Origin of the sequence: Actinomadura chokoriensis, assembly GCF_039529475.1 — a bacterium.
GTDB lineage: Bacteria > Actinomycetota > Actinomycetes > Streptosporangiales > Streptosporangiaceae > Spirillospora > Spirillospora bangladeshensis.
Genome location: NZ_BAAAMW010000011.1, coordinates 153,687 through 174,008 on the forward strand (window position 1 = coordinate 153,687; position 20,322 = coordinate 174,008).

The following is a 20,322-nucleotide window of genomic DNA, read 5'->3' on the forward strand; positions in this document are numbered from 1 at the left end:
CGCACGTTCTGAGCCCCTATGATCGTTTAGAACGTTCTATTCGGCCACGGCAGACGGGAAGCATCGGTGTCGCAGGAGCCAGTCGTGCCGCAGGGGATCGACCCGAGCACCCCGAACGTGGCCCGCATGTACGACTACGTGCTCGGCGGCAAGGACAACTACGCCGCCGACCGCGAGCTCGCGGGCCACCTCATCGCCTCCATCCCGGACGGCGTCGAGGCCCTGCGCGCGAACCGCCGCTTCCTCGGCCGCGCCATCGCCCACGTCGCCGCGCAGGGCATCGACCAGTTCATCGACCTCGGCGCCGGGCTGCCCAACCAGGGCAACGTCCACGAGATCGCGCAGAGCGTCCACCCGCACGCGCACGTCGTCTACGTCGACATCGACCCGATCGTCATCGTGCACGCCCGCGCCCTGCTGGCCTCCGACGACCGCACCGCCGCGATCCAGGCCGACATGCGCAACCCGGAGACCGTCCTCGCCTCCGACGCCGTGGCGCGCCTGATCGACTTCGACCGCCCGGTCGGCGTCATCTTCAACGCCATGCTGCACTTCGTCACCGACGCCGAGGACCCGGCGGGCATCGTCGCCGCCTTCACCGACCGCATGGCCCCCGGCAGCCACCTGGTCATCTCCCACAGCACGCTGGACGACCGCCCGGCCGACCTCGTCGAGATCATCAGGTCCGCCTACGAGAACGCGTCGGCGACCATGAACTTCCGCGACCACGACCAGATCCTGCGCCTGTTCAACGGCCTGACCCTCATCGAGCCGGGCCTGGTCAAGGTGAACCGCTGGCACGCCGACGCCGAGGAGGAGGCCGCCTCCGGCGGCGCCTGGGTCTACGGCGGCATCGCCGTCAAGTAGCTCCCGGCCCGTCAGCCGAGGGTGAGGTAGGCGGCCAGCGGCAGGTGGTCGCTCGCGGTGGCCGGAAGAGGACGAACCCGGGTCACGGTCGCCCGGCGGGCCATCACCTGGTCGATCCGGGCCAGCGGGAAGGACGCCGGGAAGGTGAAGGCCAGGCCCCGCTCCGCCGTGTTCAGCCGTCCGGTCAGCGGGGCCAGCCCGCGGTCGTCGACCGTGCCGTTGAGGTCGCCGAGCAAGATCACTGTGCCCATCTCCTCGGCGGCGACGGCCCTGCCCAGCAGGACGGCGCTCTCGTCCCGCCAGGCCGAGGCGAGGCCGCTCGGCCAGACGCGCACCGAGGGCAGGTGCGCGACATACGCGGCGATGTCGCCGTGCGGCGTCCGGACCACGGCCCGCAGCCCCCGGCTCCATGTCTCCGTGATCGCCCGGGGCTTGATGTCCAGGGGCCGCACCCCGGTGAGCGGGTGCTTGGACCAGAGCCCGACGGTGCCGTGGACCGCGTGGTACGGGAAGCCGGAGGCGAGGGTCTTCTCGTAGACCGGCAGCGCCGCCGGCACCAGTTCCTCCAGCGCGATGAGGTCGGGCTTCGCGGCGGCCAGCGCGCGGGCGGTGCCCGCCGGATCGGTGTTCTCGTCACTGACGTTGTGCTGGACGACGACCACGGCACGACGGCCGGGTTCGGCCGCGGGCAGGAGCAGACCGCCGAACAGGTGCGCCCACGCCGCCACCGGCAGGAGCAGGGCGACCAGTGCTGTCGCCGAACGGCGCAGCAGCGCGGCGAGGAGCAGCGCCACGATCACCAGCCCGAGCCAGGGCAGGAACGCCTCCAGCAAGCTGCCCATGCGGCCGGGCACCAGGCGATGCAAGGCCAGCAACCCGGCGGTCCCCACCGCGAGCGCGGCAAGCACGCGCCCCCGCGCCCACACCGACCGGCCCCGCATCCACGCCGCTCGGGCACGGGTCCACGCCGACCGGGCCCGCGTCCAAGCTGATCGGATGCGAGGCCACGCTGGTCGGCGTTGGGTCGCCGTTGGGATCTTCGCCGTCGCAGGCTCCTGGTTCACCATGCTCCTCTGCGCTCGCCCCTCTGTAGGACGGGGCGGCGGGTGGGGCGGTTCGGGCGGGTGTGGGAGGGGCCGCGAGGGGCGTATCGAGGGGTGGCGTGGGTCGTTGCAGGGCCGTGACCTGGGGTTGTCTTGACTAAAAGTCCATAGTTATGCACACTTCCCCATATGTTCGGTCAATCTTCCACAAAGTCGGTCAGCGGCCGTGCTCGCGCCTGAGCGGCACCGGCGGATCCGGGAGGCGCTGCGCGACCGGTCCGTGGTGCGGACCGAGGAGTTCGCGGCGATGCTCGGCGTGTCCGCCGAGACGGTCCGGCGCGACCTGGTGGCGCTGGAGCGGCGCGGGTCGCTGGTGCGGGTGCACGGCGGGGCGACCAGCGTCGTCGGCGGGTCGGGCGAGGAGGCGCCGTTCGCCGAGCGGGCCGGCGCCGACCGGGACGCGAAGGCGGCCATCGGGCGCGCGGCCGCCGAGCTGGTGCGGCCGGGGCAGACCCTGATCATCGATGTGGGGACCACCGCGCTGGAGGCGGCGCGGGCGCTGCCGCAGGACCACTACGGCGTGGTCGCGACGTGCTCGCTGCTGGCGGCGGCGGAGCTGGCCGGACGGCCGCGGGTCGAGGTGCTGGTGGCGGGCGGGCGGCTGCGCACCGGGGACCTGGCCTGCTCGGGCGCGGATACCGTGGGGTTCTTCGCCGACCTGAACGCGGACGTGGCGTTCCTCGGTTCCGGCGGGGTGGACGTCGCGGCGGGCCTGACCGACTACCACCTGGACGAGGTCGCCACCCGCCGCGTGATGATCGCGAACACGGTGCGCTCGTACGTGCTCGCCGACTCCCGCAAGCTCGGCCGCGTCGCGGCGCACCGGGTGTGCGGCCTGGACGACTTCGATGGACTGATCACCGACGAGATGCCGTCCCCGGCACTGCGCGAGGCCCTGGAGGACTCCGGCGGCCTCATCGTGGCGACCGGGTGAGTTCACGGTGGCCGGGCGGCGCTGCCACGTCGCCCGGCCCGATCGCCAACCCCCTCATGAACCAAGGAGACGATCAATGGCCGATTCTTCCACGCCGTCGCGCGGCACGGCGGCGGGTCCGCCGGCGTCCGGTGACGGGCTCTCGGAATTCGGTTACGCGCAGGAGGTCAAGCGCGAGCTCGGCTGGTACGCCTCGTTCGCGGTGGCGTTCGGGTTCGTGTCGATCGCGACCGGGATCTTCACCGCCTACGGGTCGGTGCTGCAGAGCTCCGGCCCGCTCGGCATCTGGACCTGGCCGATCGTGGTGGTCGGGCAGCTGAGCGTGGCGCTGATCTTCGGCGCGCTCGCGGCCCGCATCCCGGTCAGCGGCTACGCCTACCAGTGGACGTCGCGGCTGGCCAACCCGGTGCTGGGCTGGATCATGGGCTGGATCTCGTTCATGTTCCTCGGCGTCGTGGTCGTCGCCGTCGACTACACGATCGCCGCGACGATCCTGCCGGTGCTGTTCCAGTACGAGGGCACCAGCCAGAACGCGTGGGTCATCACCGCCGTGGTGGTGCTCCTGCAGGCGATCCTGGTCGCCCTGTCGACCCGCGCGACGCAGCGGGTCAACACCGTCGCGGTCACCATCCAGCTGATCGGCATGGTGTCGCTGACCGTGCTGCTGTTCGCGGTCGGCGCGTTCACCGGCGACCTGGACTTCGGCACCCTGTTCAGCAAGGGCGACGTCGCGAGCGACGGCTACTTCTCGCTCGGCGGGGCGACCTCGGTCGGGCCGTGGGCGCTCGGCTTCCTGCTCGGCGCGTTCACCATCGTCGGCTTCGAGTCGGCGGCGAACCTGGCGGAGGAGACCAAGGACCCGGCGCGCGTGGTGCCGAAGGCGATGGCGCAGGCCGTCATCGGCCTCGGTGTGCTCGGCATGCTGTTCCTGGTCGCGGTGACGGCGCTGGCGGAGAACCCGTCCGCGCTCGCGCAGTCCGACACCCCGGTCGCGGACGTCATCACCCGGGTGCTCGGCTCCTACGTCGGCAAGGGCCTGCTCGTCCTCGTCGTGATCTCGATCTTCTCCTGCGGGCTCGTGATCTCGCTGAGCGGGGCCCGGCTGGTCTGGGCGATGTCGCGGGACAAGCGGTTCCCCGGCTGGCAGCTGCTGCGCCGCATCAACCCCTCGACCGGCACCCCGATGAACGCGGCCGTGTTCATGTTCGTGGTCGCGCAGATCCTGCTGGCGCTGTTCGCCCGCTCCACCCAGGCGCTGTTCTCGCTGTTCTCGGCGGCGACGCTGCTGCCCGCGATCATCTACGCGGCGACGGTGGCGCTGTACCTGGCCAAGCGGCGGAGCCTGCCGCCGTCCAAGGGCTTCGACCTCGGCCGCTGGGAGATCCCGGTGCTGGTCGTGGCGGTCTGCTGGCTGGTGTACGAGCTGCTGATCTTCCGTGACTCGTCCTTCGCCGAGCCTTGGCGCTACGTCGCGGTGATGTCGGCGATCGGTGCGGTCTACTTGGCGTACCTGCTGATCCGGCACGGCACCAAGGGGCTCACCATGCCCGACATGCACGACATCGACAAGGTCCTGGACGAGGACGCCCCCGGTCAGCCGACGCAGGCCCCCGGAGGCCGTCCGTGACCACCGTGCTGGCCATCGACCAGGGCACGTCGGGCACCAAGGCCATGGTCGTGGACGGCTCCGACCGCGTCCTGAGCGTGGTGGAACTGCCGGTGCGGCCCCGCTACCTGTCGGGTGGTGGGGTCGAGCAGGACCCCATGGAGCTCCTGGACTCGGTCCTGGAGTCCGGGCGGCGCGCCGTCGCCGAGGCGGGGGCCCGGGTCGACTGCGTGACCCTGGCCAACCAGGGCGAGACCGTCCTGGCCTGGGACCCCGCCACCGGCGAGCCGCTCACGCCCGCGATCGTGTGGCAGGACCGCAGGTCCGCGGGGATCTGCGCCGAGCGCGCGGAGTCCGCGGACCTGGTGGCCCGGCGCACCGGCCTGGTGCTGGACCCGTACTTCTCGGCGCCGAAGATGCGCTGGATCCGGGACCGGCTCACCCGCGACGGCGTCGTCACCACGTCCGACACCTGGCTGCTGCACCGGCTCACCGGCGAGTTCGTCACCGACGTGTCGACGGCGTCCCGCTCGCTGATCACCGATCTGGACACGGCCGCCTGGAGCCCCGAGCTGCTGGAGGTGTTCGGGCTCGGGGACGAGCGGCTGCCGCACATCGCGGCCTGCGACGAGATCGTCGGCGAGACGGCCGCGTTCGGCGGACGGGCCGCGGTGGGCGGCCTCGTCGTGGACCAGCAGGCCGCGCTGCTGGCGCAGCGCTGCCTGGAACCGGGCGAGGCCAAGTGCACGTTCGGCACCGGCGCGTTCCTGCTGGCCAACATGGGCACGACGCCCGCCCGGTCCGGTTCGGGGCTGGCCGCGTCGGTGGCGTGGCGGGTCCGCGGCGAGACGTCCTACTGCCTGGACGGCCAGGTCCCGACCGCCGCCTCGGCGGTGCGCTGGCTGGCGGACCTCGGCCTGGTGGGCGGCGCGCCCGACCTCGACCGGGTCGCCGCACCGGACGCCGACGGCGTGCTGTGCGTGCCGGCGCTGGCCGGGCTGTCGGCGCCGTGGTGGGCGCCGGAGGCGACCGCGTCGTTCACCGGCATGACGCTGTCCAGCACGGCCGGGCACCTGGTCAAGGCGGTGCTCGACGGCATCGCCGCGCAGGTCGCCGAGCTGGCCGACTGCACGGCCCGCGACACCGGCGCCGCCCTGCCGCGGCTGCGCGTCGACGGCGGCCTCACCCGCAGCCGCGTCCTGATGCAGGCGGTCGCCGACCTGCTGCAGACGCCGGTCGAGGTGTTCCCGTCCGAGCACGCCACCGCGCTCGGGGCCGTGGCGTTCGCCCGCGGCGCGGCCGACCCGGCGCTGCCGCTGCCCGACGCGATCGTCGGCTGGACGCCGGACACCGCGTACACGCCGCGGATGGACGCCGGCCGGGCCGCCGAGTTCCGCGCCCGGTGGCGGGACGCCGTCGAGAGCACCGCGATCGGAAGGGAGAAGAAGTGAGCACACCGCAGACCGCGCCGCCGGATCAGCGGATCGCGGACGTCGCGGTGATCGGCGCGGGCGTCGTCGGCTCGGCGATCGCCCGCGCCCTGGCGGGGCACCGGCTCGACGTCGTCCTGCTGGACGCCCGCTGCGACGTCGGCGACGGCACCAGCAAGGCGAACACGGCGATCCTGCACACCGGCTTCGACGCGTCCCCCGGCACCCTGGAGGCGCGCCTGGTCGCCGAGGGGTACCGGCTGCTCAAGGACTACGCCGACCGCACCGGCATCCCCTGCGAGCCGACCGGCGCGCTGCTGGTCGCCTGGGACGGCGAGCAGCTCGCCGCGCTTCCCGGCCTGAAGGCCAAGGCGGAGAAGAACGGCTACACCGAGAGCGAGATCGTCGGCCCGGACGAGGTGTACCGGCAGGTCCCCTCGCTCGGTCCCGGCGCGCTCGGCGGGCTGACCGTGCCGGGCGAGTCGATCATCTGCACCTGGACGACCACGCTCGCGCTGGCGACCGACGCGGTCCGGCGCGGCGCGCGGCTGCTGCGGTCGCACCGCGTCGAGTCCGTGACCCGAGGCGAGGACGCGACCGTCCTGCACACCAGCCGCGGCGACGTCCGCGCGCGGTGGGTCGTCAACGCGGCCGGGCTGGGCGGCGACGTGCTGGACGCGCAGTTCGGCCACGACCGGTTCCACCTGCACCCGCGGCGCGGCGAACTGCTCGTCTACGACAAGCAGGCCCGGCCGCTGGTGGACCGGATCGTCCTGCCGGTGCCGTCCAAGCTCGGCAAGGGCGTGCTGATCAGCCCGACGATCTACGGCAACGTGATGCTCGGCCCGACCGCCGAGGACATGGCCGACCGCGCCGACACCTCGACGACCGAGGACGGCTACGCGTTCCTGCTGGAGCGCGGGGAGCGGATCATGCCGCGGCTGCTGAAGGAGGAGGTCACCGCGACCTACGCCGGGCTGCGCGCGGCCAGCGACGTCTCCGACTACACCATCGAGGTGGACGCCGAGCGGCGCTACGCCGTCGCCGGAGGAATCCGCTCCACCGGGCTGACGTCCAGCATGGCGGTCGCCCGGCACCTGCTCGACCTGCTGGGCAAAGCGGGCCTGGAGCTGGACGAGCGCACCGATCTGCCCGACCCGCCGCGCATGCCCAACATCGGCGAGGCGTTCCCCCGCCCGTACGCGGACGCGGAGCGCATCGCCGCCGACCCGGAGTACGGCACGATCGTGTGCTTCTGCGAGCGGGTCACCCGCGGCGAGATCCGCGACGCGCTCGCGAGCACGATCCCGCCGTGCGACATGGACGGGCTGCGCCGCCGCACCCGCGCGATGAACGGGCGCTGCCAGGGCTTCTACTGCGGCGCGAACGTCACCGGGATGCTGGCGGACGGCCTGCGGGCCGCCGGCGGGGGAAACGGCGGGGGATCCGCCGGGGCGAGCGACGAGGAAGGCGAACGATGAGCACGACGCGCACCCGGCTGACACCCGCGGTGGCCATCGTCGGCGGGGGCCCGGCGGGGCTGCGCGCCGCCCGGGAGCTCGCGGGGGCGGTTCCCGGTCGGCCGCTCGTCCTGGAACGGGAGCGGCACGCCGGGGGCATCCCGCGGCACTGCGCCCACACCGGTTTCGGTGTCCGCGACCTGCACCGCGTCCTGACCGGGCCGGAGTACGCGCGCCGCATGGCCGAGAGCGCGGCGGGGGCGGGCGCCGAGATCCGCACGGGCGCGATGGTGACCGGCTGGACCCCGGACGGGGCGCTGGAGGTCACCGCGCCGGACGGCCTGTACGAGGTCCGCGCCGACGCGGTGGTGCTGGCGACGGGCGCCCGGGAGCGTCCGCGCACGGCGCGGCTGGTGCCCGGTGACCGTCCGGACGGCGTGTACACCACCGGCCACCTGCAGAACCTCGTCCACCTGCGGCACCGCAGGCCGGGCCGCCGCGCGGTCATCGTCGGCAGCGAGCTGGTGAGCTGGTCGGCGGTGCTGACGCTGCGGGAGGCGGGCTGCCGCACCGTCCTCATGACCTCGGAGCGTCCGCACGGCGAGGCGTACGCGGCGCTCCCCGTCGCCGGGCGGCTCGGGCTGCGCGTGCCGCTGCGCACCCGCACCCGCGTCACCCGGATCATCGGCAAGCGCCGCGTCGAGGCCGTGCAGATCGAGGACACCCGCACCGGACGGCGCCACGTCGTGCCCTGCGACACGGTCGTGTTCACCGGGGACTGGATCCCCGACAACGAACTCGTCCGCTCCGGCGGCCTCGACCTCGACCCCGGCACGCTCGGCCCGGCCGTCGACGGTGCGCTGCGCACGAGCCGCCCGGAGGTGTTCGCGGCGGGCAACATGCTGCACCCCGTGGACACCGCGGACGTCGCGGCCATCGACGGCGCGCACGTCGCCCGGAGCGTCCTCGACCATCTGGCCGGGAAGAAGGGCTCGGGCGGTGCGGTCCGGATCGTGGCGGACGAGCCGCTGCGCTGGATCTCCCCGTCGACGCACCGGCCCGGTGAGCGCGGCCCCGCCCGCGGGCGGCTGCTGGCCTGGGTGGACGAGTTCGTGCCCTTCCCCCGCGTCACCGTCAGCCAGAACGGCCGCACCGTCGCCGAACGCCGCCTGCCGTGGCCTGCCGCGCCGGGCCGCGTGTTCCGCATCCCCAGCGGCATGCTGGACGCGGTCGGCCCGGACGACGGGGACGTGCACGTCTCGCTCCGCCGGTAACCGCCCGGCGGTCAGCGCGCCACGGTCAGGCGGTAGTGCTCGTCCGCGCCGAGGAGGTTGCGGTGCGTGTCCTCGGCGGTGATGACGCCGCCGTCCAGGACGAGGACGCGGTCGGCGGCGTCCAGCAGGGCCGGGCTGCTCGTGATCACGAGGGTGGTCCGGCCCCGCCGCAGCCCGGCGATGCCCCGGGCGATGAGCTGCTCGGTGACCGCGTCCACGGCGGTGGTCGGGTCGTGCAGGACGAGGACGGGGGCGTCGGCGGCGAGGGCGCGGGCCAGGGACAGCCGCTGGCGCTGCCCGCCGGAGAGGTTCGCGCCCCGGTCGCGGACGCTGTGGTCGAGGCCCTCGCGGTGGAGGGCGACGACGTCGGTCAGCATCGACGCCTCGACGGCCGCCTCGACCATCCGCCCGGTGCCCGACGGGTCGATGTTCGTGCGGAGGGTGCCCGCGAAGATCTCCCCGTTGGACGGGTTCACCAGCATGTGCGCGCGGAGCGCGCCGATCGACAGGTCCGCCGTCTCCCGCCCGCCGACCCGCACCACGCCCTCGTACGCGCCGGGCGGGACGTCGCCGGAGAGCAGCGCCATGAGGTCGGCGGCCGCGGGCTGCCGGTAGGCGGCGATCGCCACGAACTCCCCCGCCGCCACCTGGAACTTCAACTCGCGGAGCGACCCGTACCGGACGGAGTCGACCTCCAGACCGCCGTCCGCGGCCGGACGCCCCGAGCCGGGGGCCATCACCGGCGGCGCGGCCAGCACCAGCGCCATCCGGTCGGCGGACGCGCGCGCGACCATGACGTGCTTCGGCATCTCCGAGAACAGCTTGAGCGGTTCCATGATGAACTGCGCCAGCCCCACCGCCATGACGAGTTCACCGGTGCTGATCTTTCCGTCGAACGCGAGCCGTCCGGCGAGCAGGGTGACGGCGGTGGCGAGGAGCGCGTTGAGGGCGAGGGCGGCGCCGGCGTACGCGCCGTTCGCCCTGGCGACGGTGACCGCCTGGTCGCGCGCCTCCGTGCTGACCGTGCGGTAGGAGCGGAACGCCGCGTGGTTGCCGCCGAAGCCGTGCAGCGGGCGCAGCCCCGCGATGAGGTCGGCGACCTTCGCGCCGGCCCGCGCCACCCGCGCCTGCTGCTCGCGGGTGCTGGAGCCGATCCGCCTGGACAGCACGCTCAGCACCGACAGGACGGCGACGGTCCCGACGATCACCAGCACGCCGAGCCCGATGTCCGCCATGCCCAGCGCGACCGCCGCGATCAGCACCGCGACCAGCGAGCTGACCAGCAGCGGCACCACCTCGATGATGTCGGCGGTTTGGTCGGCGTCCTCGGTGGCGATGGTCAGCACCTCGCCGGACTTCAGGCCGGTGTCCCGGGCCACCGGCTGCAGCCCGCAGGCCGCGACCCGGACCCGCCAGCGGTGCGCCTCGGTCGTGTTGGCCTTCTGCAGGATGCGCATCCCGAACCGCCACGAGAACGACACGGTCGTGATGATCACGGCGAGCGCGGCGACGGACAGGCCGAGCGCGCCGAGGCTCCGGTCGCGCATCGTGTGCTCGACGATCAGGCCGAGCGCGATGGGGAACGCGGTCTCGCCCGCCTGGTACAGGCCCATCAGGACGGTGCCCGAGGCCATGGCGCCGGCGTTGCGGCGCAGCGCGGTCCGGAGGATCTGCGACCCCGTGCGGGGTCCCCTGGTGTCCGGGGTCGTCATCGCCTGCTCAACCGCCCGCCCGCCAGGCCCGCCACAGCCGCGCGTACCGGCCGCCGAGCGCCACCAGTTCGTCGTGCGCGCCCTGCTCGACCACGCGGCCCGCGTCCAGGACGGCGATCCGGTCGGCCGCCATCGCCTGGGTCAGCCGGTGCGCGACGAACAGCGTCGTGCGCCCCCGGCACGCGGCCAGGACGGCGCGCTCCAGTTCGGCGGCGCCCTGGCTGCCGGCCTCGGCGGTCGACTCGTCCAGCACCACCACCGGCGACCGGTTCAGCACCAGCCGGGCCAGCGCGATCTGGGTGGCCTTGGTGGCGTCGAGCCGCTCGCCGCCCTCGCCGACCCGGGTCTCCAGGCCGTCGGGCAGCGCGTCGACCCAGCCGTCCGCGCAGACCGTGCGCAGGGCGTCGCGCAGCTCGGCGTCGGTCGCGTCCGGCGCGGCCAGCCGCAGGTCGCCGGAGAGCGGGCCGGAGAACACGTGCGTCTCCTGCGTCAGGATGCTCACCAGGGCCCGCGCCCCGGCTTCGTCCAGCCCGGCGAGGTCGACCGTCCCGATGCGCACCGACCCGGCCTGCGGTGTCCCGATGCCCGCGATGAGCGCGGCCAGGGTCGACTTGCCCGCGCCCGTCGCGCCCACAAGCGCGAGCGAGCCGCCCGCCGGGATCGCGAGGTCGACGTCCCGGAGGACCGGCTCCTCGGTCCCGGGATAGCTGAACGTCAGGCCCTCGACCGTGACGGAGTGGGCCGCGGCGCCGGCCGGGACCGGTGCGCCGCCCACCAGCCGCTCCTCCGCGGCCTCCCCCAGCACCCCGACCAGGCGGGTGAGGCTCGCGCCCGACTTCTGGGCCTCGTCGAAGGTGAACAGGATGGAGCCCAGCGGGTTGAACAGGCGGTGGAACAGCAGCGGAGCCGCCGACACGTCGCCCAGGCTCGCGGCGTCGTTCTCCAGCAGGACGTATCCCACCACGATGATCAGGACGAGTCCGATGAACTCGGCGCGGTTCTCCCGGCCGACGAACCGGCCGAAGAGGCGGAACACGTCGATGCCGATGTCGCGCACCCGCCACGACTCGCGGGTCACCCTCGCGCGGAAGGCGTCCTCCAGCCGGTAGGCCCGGACGGTGCCGATCCCGTCCAGGCCGCTGATCAGCTCCTGCGCCCGGTCGGCCTGGGCCGCCCGCTGCCGCCGGTACATCGGCGCGGACCTCGGCAGGTACCAGCGCAGCGCCAGCGCGTACGCGGGCAGCGCCCCGGCGCCCGCGAGGCCGAGCCGCCAGTCGAGGCCGAACATGCCGGCGGTGGCGATGGCGACCAGCACCCCCGCCGAGAACACCGTGGGGACGGCCGTCCGGATGCCCTTGGACAGGACGGCGACGTCATCGCCGACCCGGGAGAGCACGTCCCCCCGGCCGACCTGCTCGATCCGGGCGCTCGGCATGCCGAGCACGGCCTTGACGGCGCCCTCCCGCAGCCGGGCGAGCAGGTCGGCGCCGAGCCGTCCGATCAGGTACTCCGACGCCGCGGTGGCCGCCGCGCCGAGCGGCGCCGCGGCCACCATGAGGACGCCGACCGTGATCAGGATCGACGGCGATCCGCCGCCGGTGACCCCGTCGACCACCCGGCCGAGCAGCAGGACGGGCAGCACCTGGAGCGCCGCCCCGGCCACCGTGGCGAGCACGGCGGCCGCGGTCGGCCAGGGCGTCTCGCGGCAGTGCGCCGCGACCCATCGGGCGGCCTCGCGCCCGGTCGCCGTGCGCAGGGCGGCCGGGGCGGGGCGCGTCATGGCGGTGCCCACGCACCTACCCGACCGACTTGACGATCTCGTCGATCGCGTAGGGCAGGGACAGCAGCGTGCTCTGCGAGATGGCCGCGCCGACCGCCGGGCCCTCGCTGTCCAGCAGGTAGGACACCTTGCCGTCCTTGACCGCGGAGAGGTTGGTGAACAGCTCGAACTTCTTCAGCGCCTCCTGGTCGGCCTTGTCGTTGATGACGAAGATCCGGTCGACGTCGACGAGGTCGATGCGCTCGGGGGACAGCGTCGTGTAGAACTTGCCGCCGGCGATCTTGTCGATCTCGGCGGCGCCCTTGAAGCCGATGCCGGTGACCAACTGCCCGCGCACGTCGGTGGTGGTGAAGGGCGCGACCGAGTTCTTGTACCAGGACAGGACGACGGCGGTCTGCTCCACGAACTCCGGGTGCGCCTTGCGGGCGGCGTCGAGCTTGGCCTGGATGCCGGCCACCATCTGCTTGCCCTCGGCCTCCTTGCCCAGGGCCTTGGCGATGTGCACCGCGTTGTCCTGCCACGGCGCGCTGAACGGCTCCTTCTCGGCCTTCGTCCGCGCGACCGTCGGGGCGATCTTGGAGAGCTTGTCGTAGGCGGCCTTGTCGATCTCGGAGTAGACCGCGATGATCAGGTCCGGCCGCAGCGCGGCGATCTTCTCGAAGTTCGGGCCGGAGTCGCCGTTGTTCATGACGACCTCGGGACGGGCGTCGCCCCACTTGTCCTTCACCCAGGGCCACCGGGTGTTGATGTCCGGGGTCGTGCCGGGCGGGTTCGGGTACTGGTCGACCATCCCGACCGGCTTGGTGCCGAGCGCCAGGATGGCCTGGTCGTCGGTGTAGCCGACGGAGACGACCCGCTGCGGGGCCTTCTCGACCCGCGTGGACCCGAACGCGTGCTCCACGGTGACTGGGAACACGCCGCCCGCCGCGGCCGGGGCGTCGCCGGCCGCCTCGTCGCCGGAGTCGGAACCGCATCCCGCGAGGAGGCCGGCGCCGAGGATCGCGGCGGACAGGATCGCCGCCCACCGCCGCCGGAATCCGGTGGGTCTCGTCGATTGCAGGGGCATGCGAAATCCTCGCTTTTGTGCTGTCCGCTACGGCCCGGTAAGGGCGGCCTTACCCTAGCACGATCAAATAAGGGTAGGCTAACCTAATGAGCTGATTCCGGCTGGTCGTCCCGTTCCGGGCGGACGCCGGCGCGGACGCCCTCGCGGACATGGGCGCGGCCGATCGGCACGATGAGCGGCCGGTCCCCCACCGGGTCGTCGATCACCTCGGCGCGCAGCCCGAACGCCTCGTGCAGCAGCTCGGCCGTGATGACGTCGCGCGGGTGCCCCTGCGCCAGGATCGAGCCCGCCCGCATCACGATGAGGTTGTCGCTGTAGCGCGTGGCGAGGTTGAGGTCGTGCAGCACCATGACGACGGTGCGGCCCGACTCGTGCAGGTCGTCCACCAGGTCGAGGACGTCGATCGCGTACGCGAGGTCCAGGTAGGTGGTCGGCTCGTCCAGCAGCAGGAGGTCGGTGCCCTGCGCCAGGATCATCGAGATCCAGACGCGCTGCCGCTGCCCGCCGGACAGCGTGTCGACCGGACGGGTGGCCAGGTCCTCCACCCCGGTCATGGCGAGCGCGCGCTCCACGACGTCGGCGTCGTCCGACGACCACTGCCGCAGCCAGCCCTGGTGCGGATGGCGGCCCCGCGCGACGAGGTCGGCGACCGTCAGCCCCTCCGGCGCGACCGGCGCCTGCGGCAGCAGGCCGAGCTTCTTCGCCACGTCCCTGGTCTTGAGCCCGGCGATGTCGGCGCCGTCCAGCACGACCGTGCCCGCGGCCGGCCTGAGCAGCCGCGACAGCGTCCGCAGCAGGGTCGACTTGCCGCAGCCGTTGGGGCCGATGATCGTGGTGACCACCCCGGACGGGATCTCCACGTCGAGCCCGTCGATGACCGTCCGGCCGCCGTAGCCGACCGCGACGCCCCGGGCGGCGAGCCGCGCCCCGCCCCCGGTCCCGGCGCTCCCGGCCGGCCGCCTCCGCCTCATCATCACGCCACCCGTCTCAGGTTCGCCCGCACCAGCAGATAGACAAGGAAGGGCCCGCCGATCGCGGCGGTCACCACGCCGACCGGGAGGCCGACCGGAAGCACCGTCCGGGCCACCAGGTCCGCGCCGATCAGCAGCAGCGCGCCGAGCAGGCCGGAGGCCGCCAGCGGCGGCGTCGGGCAGCGCGCCAGCCGCATCGCCGCCTGCGGCGCCACCAGCGCGACGAACGGGACCGGGCCCGCCGCGCTCACCGCCGCCCCGGCCAGCAGCACCGCGCACAGCAGCATGACCGCCCGCACCAGCGAGTACCGGACGCCGAGGCCGGCCGCGACCTCGTCGCCGAAGTGCAGCGGCCTGAACTGGAACGCGGTCCCCGCCACGACCACCAGGAGGACGAGCGTGCACCCGAGCGCCACCTTCACCTCGGCCCACCCGCGGCCGTCCAGCGAGCCGATCAGCCACGCCTGGGCCCGCGCGACGTCGGTGATGTCGGCCGTGACCAGCAGCCAGGTCGTGAGCGCCTGCATCAGCGCGCTCACCGAGATGCCGATGAGGATGAGCCGGAAGCCGTCGATCCCGCGCCGCCACGCCAGCAGGTAGACGAGCAGGCCGGTGCCGAGGCCGCCCGCGAGCGCCGCCGCGGGCACGCCCACCGAGCCGGCGACCGCCGCGGTCGTCCCGCCCGACACCGTCAGCAGCAGCACCGCGACCGCGCCGGCGCCCTGGGTGATCCCGAGGACGTCCGGGCTGGCCAGCGGGTTGCGGGCGATGGACTGCGTGATCGCGCCCGACGTCCCGAGCGCGATGCCCACCACCAGCCCGGCCAGGGCGCGCGGCAGCCGCAGATCCATGATGACGAACTCGTCGACCCGCTCGCCGCGGCCGGCGAGCGTGCCGATCACGCGCGGCAGCGCGATCGGGAAGTCCCCGGCGCCGATCGACAGGCAGAACAGCAGGAAGGCCGCCGCCGCCAGCAGCAGCGTGACGAGGAGGGGCCGGGGCCGCCACGCGAACGACACGCGTCCGAGCCGCACGCCCGGCGCGCTCATGCGGTCCTCAGCTTTCCGCGCCACACCAGGGCCGCGAAGAACGGGGCGCCGACCAGGGCGACGACGATGCCCGCGTCCAGCTCGCCCGGCCGGACGACCACGCGGCCGGCGATGTCGCAGACCATCAGGACGACCGCGCCGAGCAGCCCCGCGTACGGGACCAGCCAGCGGTAGTCGGGCCCGGTCAGGTAGCGGGCCACGTGGGCCACCATGAGCCCGATGAACGCGATGGGGCCGCACGCGGCCGTCGCCGCGCCCGCCAGCAGGGTGATCGCGACGATGCCGGCCGTCCGGCTCACCGCGATGTTCACCCCCATCGCCCGCGCGACGTCGTCGCCCAGGTTGAGCAGGTTGACGGCGGGCAGCGTGGCCAGCGCCAGCGCCAGCCCGACCGCGACGAACACCGCCACCGGCCAGATGACGCCGAACCCGACCCCGGCCACCGAGCCCGCGTTCCAGAACCGCAGCGCGTTCAGCGACTGCCGGTCCGACAGCGCGATCGCCGTGGTCATCGCCGCCAGGAAGACCGTGACGCCCTGCCCGGCCAGCGCGAGCGTCAGCGGGTCGCCGGCCCCGCGCCCGATGCTCGCCAGCCCGAACACGACGGCCCCGGCGGCCGCCGCCCCGAGGAACGCGAACCAGACGTACTGGAAGGGGTTGGTGAGCCCGAGCAGCGCGACCGCCGTCACCACGGCGAACGAGGCGCCGGAGTTCACCCCGAGCAGGCCCGTGTCGGCGATCGGGTTGCGCGTGGCCCCCTGGATCAGCGCCCCGCCGACCCCGAGCGCGATGCCCGCCACGATCGCGAGGACCGTCCGGGGCAGCCGCACGGTCCGCACGATCAGCCTGATCTCGGTGAGCCGCTGGTCGGGGCCCGGCGACGCGAACAGCCCGTCCCAGACCTCGGCGGGGCTCAGCGCCCGCGCGCCGACGGCCAGCGACCCCGCCGCGGCGCCCGCGAGCAGCACGGCGAGCACGGCCAGCCCGACGATCCGCCGCCTGCGCACCGCCGCGACCCCGGACGCGAGACCGGACGCGGGCCGCTTCGCCGCGACCGCGCTCATCCGCGTCGGCCGAGTCCGGCTAGCACCACTTTCCTCCGAAATCGAAGATCGATTAAGGAGAGCCTAACCTAAGCACTGCTCGCGGAGCGCGCGCGGCCTCGTCAGTGGTTGGGCGGGGTGAGGTTGTAGCGGCGGACGACGTCGTCCAGCCAGTCGGGGGTGCCGTAGGTCAGGCCGTACTTCACGGCGAGTTCGGTGAAGTCCGCGCGAGGCGCGGAGGCGGCGGTGAGGTCGGCGAGTTCCCGGAAGTAGCTCTCGAAACCGCCCGGGATGATGATCTCGACGATGCGGCCGGGCACGTCGCCCGCGTTCCACATGGCGTGCATCTGGCCGCGCGGCTTCACGATGTAGCCGCCCGGGCCGAGGACGGTCTCGGTGTCGTCGGAGCGGAAGCCGATCCGCCCTTCGAGGACGAGGGAGTACTCGTCCTCCCGGCTGTGCATGTGCGGGGCGGTGAGCGTCCCCACGGCGAAGGGGTGCTCGACGATGGCGACCGCGCCCCGGGTGTCGCCGCCCCGCAGCTTGTAGGTGGCCCCGAACCCCCCGATGCGCGCGGTGTCGCCCTGCTCGGGCGGCACGACGATGAGGGGCGGGACGTCGCCGGGCTCCACCGTCAGGCCCGGACGAGCGGGGTGTCGACGAGGTGCTCGGCGAGGAACCACGCCTGCAGCTCGCCCGTGCGGACGACCTCGGAGACGAGCAGGTCGTTGGTGCCGTCGTCGCCCTGCTCGGCGGCCCGCGCGGCCGCGTCGTGGGCCTCGGCGAGGATGGTCTCGTGCGCCGCGAGCAGCCGGGACAGCATGGCCGGGACCTCCTCGGCGCCGTCCGGCGGGCGCGGGATCTCGGTGATCTCCGCGACGTGGCGCGGGTCGCCGACGGCGACGCCGCCGAGGGTCTGGACGCGTTCGGCGATGCCGTCGACCAGTTCCAGCTGCTCGCCGGCGTGCTTGTCCAGCAGCAGATGGAGCTGGTAGAAGGTGTGCCCGCGGACCAGCCAGTGGTGCTTCTTGTAGAGCGCGTACAGGATCTGCGTGTCGGCGAGGACCCGGTTGAGGCGCTGGCAGGAGTACATGCGGGCGTCGTATGACAGCGCCAGCGGGAACTGCCGCACCGTGCCGAACTCCTGGATCTCCCGGCCGCGCTGGTGGAGCCACGGCTGGCTGTTCGCGGTGGTCGCGTGATCGGCGGTCATGGGCGAACTCCTTCTGCCGGTTGCCTCGATCGTCGCGCCGGGGGCGGCGCGCTCGCATCCGCCACCGCACAGTCCGCTCGCTAGGGCAGCACGCGGTCGAGCTGGCTGCGCGAGGTGATGCCGAGCTTCGCGAACACCTTGCGCAGGTGGTACTGGACGGTGCGGGAGCTGATGAACAGGCGGGTCGCGATCTCCGGGTTCGACAGGCCCTCCAGGGCCAGCCGGGCGATCTGCGCCTCCTGGGCGGTCAGCTCGGTCGTGGCGGGGACGGTGCGCTTGCGGGCCGTCCCGCCGGTGGCGAGCAGCTCGCGCCTGGCCCGTTCGGCGAACGCGGCCATGCCCATCGCCTCCAGCATGCCGTGGGCGGTGCGCAGCTGCCGGCGCGCGTCGGTGCGGCGGCGCCGGCGGCGGAGCCACTCGCCGTAGAGCAGGTGCGCGCGGGCCAGTTCGGGGCGGACGCGGGTCCGGCCGAGGTGGGCGATCGCCTCGCGGTAGAGGGGTTCGGGGTCGTCGGACAGCAGCGCGCGGGAGCGTGCGGCGAGGCCGAGCGCCCAGCCGGTGCGGGCGGCGCCGGCCATCTCGGCGAGGCGGTCGCGGGCGTCGGCGGCCGTCTCGCCGCTCCCGCCGCGCGCGGCGGCCTCGACGAGTTCCACGACGGCCCAGTTCGCGATGCCCGGATACCGCAGCTCGGGGTACCGCTGGTGGTCGAGGGCGCGCTGGGCGGCGGCCGCCGCCTCGGGATAGTCGCCGAGGCCGTTGCGCAGGACGGCGGTCGTCCATTCGGCGACGGCCGTCCCGATGCCCTCGCCGCGCCGGGCGACCTCGGCGCGGGTGCGGTCGACCAGGGCCGCCGCCTCGTCGGCGTCGCCGCGGAACGCGGCGAGGGCCATGGCGCTGTAGGGGGCGAGGTTGCCGCCGGTCGCCTCCGTGACGGCCGTGCCCTCGTCCGTCAGGGAGGCTGCGGTGGCGAGGTCGCCGGCGAACATGAGCATGTGGGCGCGGGTGCTCAGGGCGAGCGGAAGCTCGCTCAGCGCACCGGTCGTGCGGGCCAGGTGGACGTACCGGGCCGAGAGCGCGTCCCAGCGCTCGTCGTCCCACAGGTGCAGCGCGGCCTCGTTGAACAGCCACAGCCTGCGCAGTTCCTCGTCGGCGGACATGCCGTCGCCGAACGCCGCGAGCGCCCGCCGCAGGATCGGCACGCCGGCCGCGTACCCCTCCGTGAAGTTCGCCGCGAGCCCGGACAGCAGCAGGTCGGCCGCACGCTCGACCGGCGGCGGAGGCGCGGTGCGGGCCGCCGCCGCCACCTCGGGCGCGCCGCCTCCCGGGCTCGCGAGGCGCCCGGCGAACATCGCGGCGGACAGCGCGTCCAGATAGGTCGTCCGGGCGAGGGCGGCGTCGACCGGCGCGAGCCGGCCGGCGGCCTCGACCAGCAGGAGCGGGGCGTCGCCGCCCCGGTTCGCGACGAAGGCGAGCCGCGCCCGGACGAGGTCGGCGCGCGCGTGCTGCAGCTCGTCCAGCGGCCCGGCCTCGGCCACGGCGAGGAGGTTCCGCACGGCGTCGTAGGCGCCGGTCTCGTACTTGGCGAGCGCCGCGTCCAGCGCCCGCCCGGCCCGGCGCGCCGGGTCCAGGGTCAGCGCCGCCGCGCGTTCGAGGAACGCGGCGGCCGCGGCGGGCCCGCCCCGCGCGCGGGCCCGGCCCGCGGAGCGTTCGAGCTCACCGGCGACGTCCTCGTCGGGTCCGGCGGCGCCCTGGGCCCGGTGCCAGGCGCGGCGGTCGGGGTCGAGCCGCGGGTCGCTCGCCGCCGCCAGCGCGCGGTGCGCGGCGAGCCGCTCCGAGGGCGCCGCCGACCGGTAGGCCGCCGAGCGCACCAGCGAATGGCGGAACCGCACGCGGGTCCCGAACTCCGCGAGGTCGGCGTCGGCCACCGGCGGCGCGGCCTCGGCGCCGATGCCGAGGCTCCCGGCCGCCCGCCACACCAGCGCGGGGTCGCCGGTCGGGTCGGCCGCCGCGAGCAGCAGCAGGCGCCTGCTCGCGGCGGGCAGGGCGGCGGCCCGGCGCCGGAAGATCTCCTCGACGCCGCCGGAGAGCGGGACCGCGCCGGGCAGCCCGAAGCCGCCCGCCAGGTCCGCCGCCGTCAGGACGCGGGGCAGCTCCAGCAGGGCGAGGCAGTTGCCGCGCGCCTCGGCGATGATCTGGTCGCGGACCCGCTCGTCCAGCGGCCCGGTCAGCACCGAGTCCAGCAGCTCCCGCGCCTCCTCGTCCCGCAGCGGGCCGATCTCCAGGTCGGGGAGCCCGGCGAGGTCGTCGCCGGGCTCCCGGTCCGCGAACACCAGGCCGACCGACTCCGCGCCCAGCCGCCGGGCCACGAACGCGAGGACCCGCGCCGACGTCCGGTCGAGCCACTGCAGGTCGTCGATCAGGCAGAGCAGCGGGCGGTCGTCGGCGGCGTCGGCCAGCAGGCCGAGGACGGCCAGCCCGAGCAGCAGCCGGTCCGGGACGGGGCCCGCGCTCATGCCGAACGCGGTCCGCAGGGCGTCGCGCTGCGGCGCGGGGAGCCCGCCGAGGCCGTCCAGCATCGGCAGGCACAGCTGGTGCAGGCCGGCGAACGGCAGCTCCATCTCCCACTGGACGCCCGCCGCCCGCGCGATCCTGAGGTCCGGCGCCCGCCCGGCCAGCTCCTCCAGCAGGGCCGTCTTGCCCGCGCCCGGCTCGCCGTGCAGCACGAGGGCGCGGCTCTCCCCCGCGCGGACGGCCTCGACCAGGCGGTCGAGCGCGGCGCGTTCGGCCCGGCGGCCCGTCAGCTCCGGCGCCATG

The 20,322-nt window shown here is 74.4% G+C and carries 16 protein-coding genes; 6 read left to right on the forward strand and 10 right to left on the reverse strand.

Annotated elements, in window-relative coordinates:
• Positions 1 to 84: 84 nt before the first annotated feature.
• Positions 85 to 867, forward strand: coding sequence for an SAM-dependent methyltransferase (locus tag ABFX46_RS23855; RefSeq protein WP_346045307.1), 783 nt, complete (start codon positions 85 to 87; stop codon positions 865 to 867).
• 11 nt (positions 868 to 878) lie between these two features.
• On the opposite strand, the gene ABFX46_RS23860 is transcribed toward ABFX46_RS23855, so the two are convergent.
• Positions 879 to 1,808 carry an endonuclease/exonuclease/phosphatase family protein gene (locus ABFX46_RS23860; RefSeq protein WP_428831301.1) on the reverse strand — a complete coding sequence of 310 codons (930 nt, stop codon included), beginning with the start codon at positions 1,806 to 1,808 and terminating at the stop codon, positions 879 to 881.
• 328 nt (positions 1,809 to 2,136) lie between these two features.
• Between ABFX46_RS23860 and ABFX46_RS23865 the strand changes: the two genes are divergently transcribed.
• The 5 genes from ABFX46_RS23865 (at position 2,137) to ABFX46_RS23885 (ending at position 8,674) form a co-directional block, all read left to right on the forward strand.
• Positions 2,137 to 2,904, forward strand: a complete 768-nt coding sequence (locus ABFX46_RS23865; protein ID WP_346045309.1) for a DeoR/GlpR family DNA-binding transcription regulator — start codon at positions 2,137 to 2,139, stop codon at positions 2,902 to 2,904.
• Between the two features lie 76 nt (positions 2,905 to 2,980).
• Positions 2,981 to 4,531, forward strand: a complete 1,551-nt coding sequence (locus ABFX46_RS23870; protein ID WP_346045310.1) for an amino acid permease — start codon at positions 2,981 to 2,983, stop codon at positions 4,529 to 4,531.
• The gene (locus ABFX46_RS23875) at positions 4,528 to 5,961 is read left to right on the forward strand and encodes an FGGY family carbohydrate kinase (RefSeq protein ID WP_346045312.1); all 1,434 of its coding nucleotides are present in this window, start codon (positions 4,528 to 4,530) and stop codon (positions 5,959 to 5,961) included. Before ABFX46_RS23870 ends, ABFX46_RS23875 begins: the two co-directional genes overlap by 4 nt.
• Complete coding sequence (locus ABFX46_RS23880) at positions 5,958 to 7,421, forward strand: NAD(P)/FAD-dependent oxidoreductase (protein WP_346045313.1); 1,464 nt, start codon at positions 5,958 to 5,960, stop codon at positions 7,419 to 7,421. The genes ABFX46_RS23875 and ABFX46_RS23880 overlap by 4 nt, the downstream gene beginning before the upstream one ends.
• Positions 7,418 to 8,674 (forward strand): NAD(P)/FAD-dependent oxidoreductase, encoded by a 1,257-nt coding sequence (locus ABFX46_RS23885; protein WP_346045315.1) that lies wholly within the window; start codon positions 7,418 to 7,420, stop codon positions 8,672 to 8,674. Before ABFX46_RS23880 ends, ABFX46_RS23885 begins: the two co-directional genes overlap by 4 nt.
• Positions 8,675 to 8,685: 11 nt before the next feature.
• Here ABFX46_RS23885 and ABFX46_RS23890 read toward each other — a convergent pair whose 3' ends face one another.
• The 9 genes from ABFX46_RS23890 to ABFX46_RS23930 form a co-directional block, all read right to left on the reverse strand.
• Positions 8,686 to 10,386: an ABC transporter ATP-binding protein gene (locus tag ABFX46_RS23890; protein WP_346045317.1), complete on the reverse strand. Its 1,701-nt coding sequence runs from the start codon at positions 10,384 to 10,386 to the stop codon at positions 8,686 to 8,688.
• Between the two features lie 7 nt (positions 10,387 to 10,393).
• On the reverse strand, positions 10,394 to 12,178 hold the full coding sequence (locus tag ABFX46_RS23895; protein WP_346045319.1) for an ABC transporter ATP-binding protein: 1,785 nt from the start codon (positions 12,176 to 12,178) through the stop codon (positions 10,394 to 10,396).
• Between the two features lie 4 nt (positions 12,179 to 12,182).
• Entirely contained in the window at positions 12,183 to 13,232 is a 1,050-nt protein-coding gene (locus ABFX46_RS23900) for an iron-siderophore ABC transporter substrate-binding protein (protein WP_346045321.1), read from the reverse strand.
• Positions 13,233 to 13,315: 83 nt separating this feature from the next.
• Complete coding sequence (locus ABFX46_RS23905; protein ID WP_346045323.1) at positions 13,316 to 14,206, reverse strand: ABC transporter ATP-binding protein; 891 nt, start codon at positions 14,204 to 14,206, stop codon at positions 13,316 to 13,318.
• The gene (locus ABFX46_RS23910; protein ID WP_346045325.1) at positions 14,206 to 15,252 is read right to left on the reverse strand and encodes a FecCD family ABC transporter permease; all 1,047 of its coding nucleotides are present in this window, start codon (positions 15,250 to 15,252) and stop codon (positions 14,206 to 14,208) included. The genes ABFX46_RS23905 and ABFX46_RS23910 overlap by 1 nt, the downstream gene beginning before the upstream one ends.
• Positions 15,249 to 16,316 carry a FecCD family ABC transporter permease gene (locus ABFX46_RS23915; RefSeq protein WP_346045327.1) on the reverse strand — a complete coding sequence of 356 codons (1,068 nt, stop codon included), beginning with the start codon at positions 16,314 to 16,316 and terminating at the stop codon, positions 15,249 to 15,251. The genes ABFX46_RS23910 and ABFX46_RS23915 overlap by 4 nt, the downstream gene beginning before the upstream one ends.
• Positions 16,317 to 16,417: 101 nt before the next feature.
• Entirely contained in the window at positions 16,418 to 16,927 is a 510-nt protein-coding gene (locus ABFX46_RS23920) for a cupin domain-containing protein (RefSeq protein ID WP_346045329.1), read from the reverse strand.
• A gap of 2 nt (positions 16,928 to 16,929) precedes the next feature.
• A complete protein-coding gene (locus ABFX46_RS23925) occupies positions 16,930 to 17,508 on the reverse strand; it encodes a Dps family protein (RefSeq protein WP_346045331.1) in 579 nt (192 codons plus the stop codon).
• Between the two features lie 80 nt (positions 17,509 to 17,588).
• Positions 17,589 to 20,321, reverse strand: a complete 2,733-nt coding sequence (locus ABFX46_RS23930) for a helix-turn-helix transcriptional regulator (RefSeq protein WP_346045333.1) — start codon at positions 20,319 to 20,321, stop codon at positions 17,589 to 17,591.
• Position 20,322: the final 1 nt, after the last annotated feature.

Excerpts from the sequence above, each read along its gene's own strand:
- ABFX46_RS23860 (WP_428831301.1), bottom strand. The coding sequence starts at position 1,808 with ATGCGGGGCCGGTCGGTGTGGGCGCGGGGGCGCGTGCTTGCCGCGCTC.
- ABFX46_RS23870 (WP_346045310.1), top strand. The coding sequence starts at position 2,981 with ATGGCCGATTCTTCCACGCCGTCGCGCGGCACGGCGGCGGGTCCGCCG.
- ABFX46_RS23885 (WP_346045315.1), top strand. The coding sequence starts at position 7,418 with ATGAGCACGACGCGCACCCGGCTGACACCCGCGGTGGCCATCGTCGGC.
- ABFX46_RS23890 (WP_346045317.1), bottom strand. The coding sequence starts at position 10,386 with ATGACGACCCCGGACACCAGGGGACCCCGCACGGGGTCGCAGATCCTC.
- ABFX46_RS23900 (WP_346045321.1), bottom strand. The coding sequence starts at position 13,232 with ATGCCCCTGCAATCGACGAGACCCACCGGATTCCGGCGGCGGTGGGCG.
- ABFX46_RS23905 (WP_346045323.1), bottom strand. The coding sequence starts at position 14,206 with ATGATGAGGCGGAGGCGGCCGGCCGGGAGCGCCGGGACCGGGGGCGGG.
- ABFX46_RS23910 (WP_346045325.1), bottom strand. The coding sequence starts at position 15,252 with ATGAGCGCGCCGGGCGTGCGGCTCGGACGCGTGTCGTTCGCGTGGCGG.
- ABFX46_RS23915 (WP_346045327.1), bottom strand. The coding sequence starts at position 16,316 with ATGAGCGCGGTCGCGGCGAAGCGGCCCGCGTCCGGTCTCGCGTCCGGG.
- ABFX46_RS23925 (WP_346045331.1), bottom strand. The coding sequence starts at position 17,508 with ATGACCGCCGATCACGCGACCACCGCGAACAGCCAGCCGTGGCTCCAC.
- ABFX46_RS23930 (WP_346045333.1), bottom strand. The coding sequence starts at position 20,321 with ATGGCGCCGGAGCTGACGGGCCGCCGGGCCGAACGCGCCGCGCTCGAC.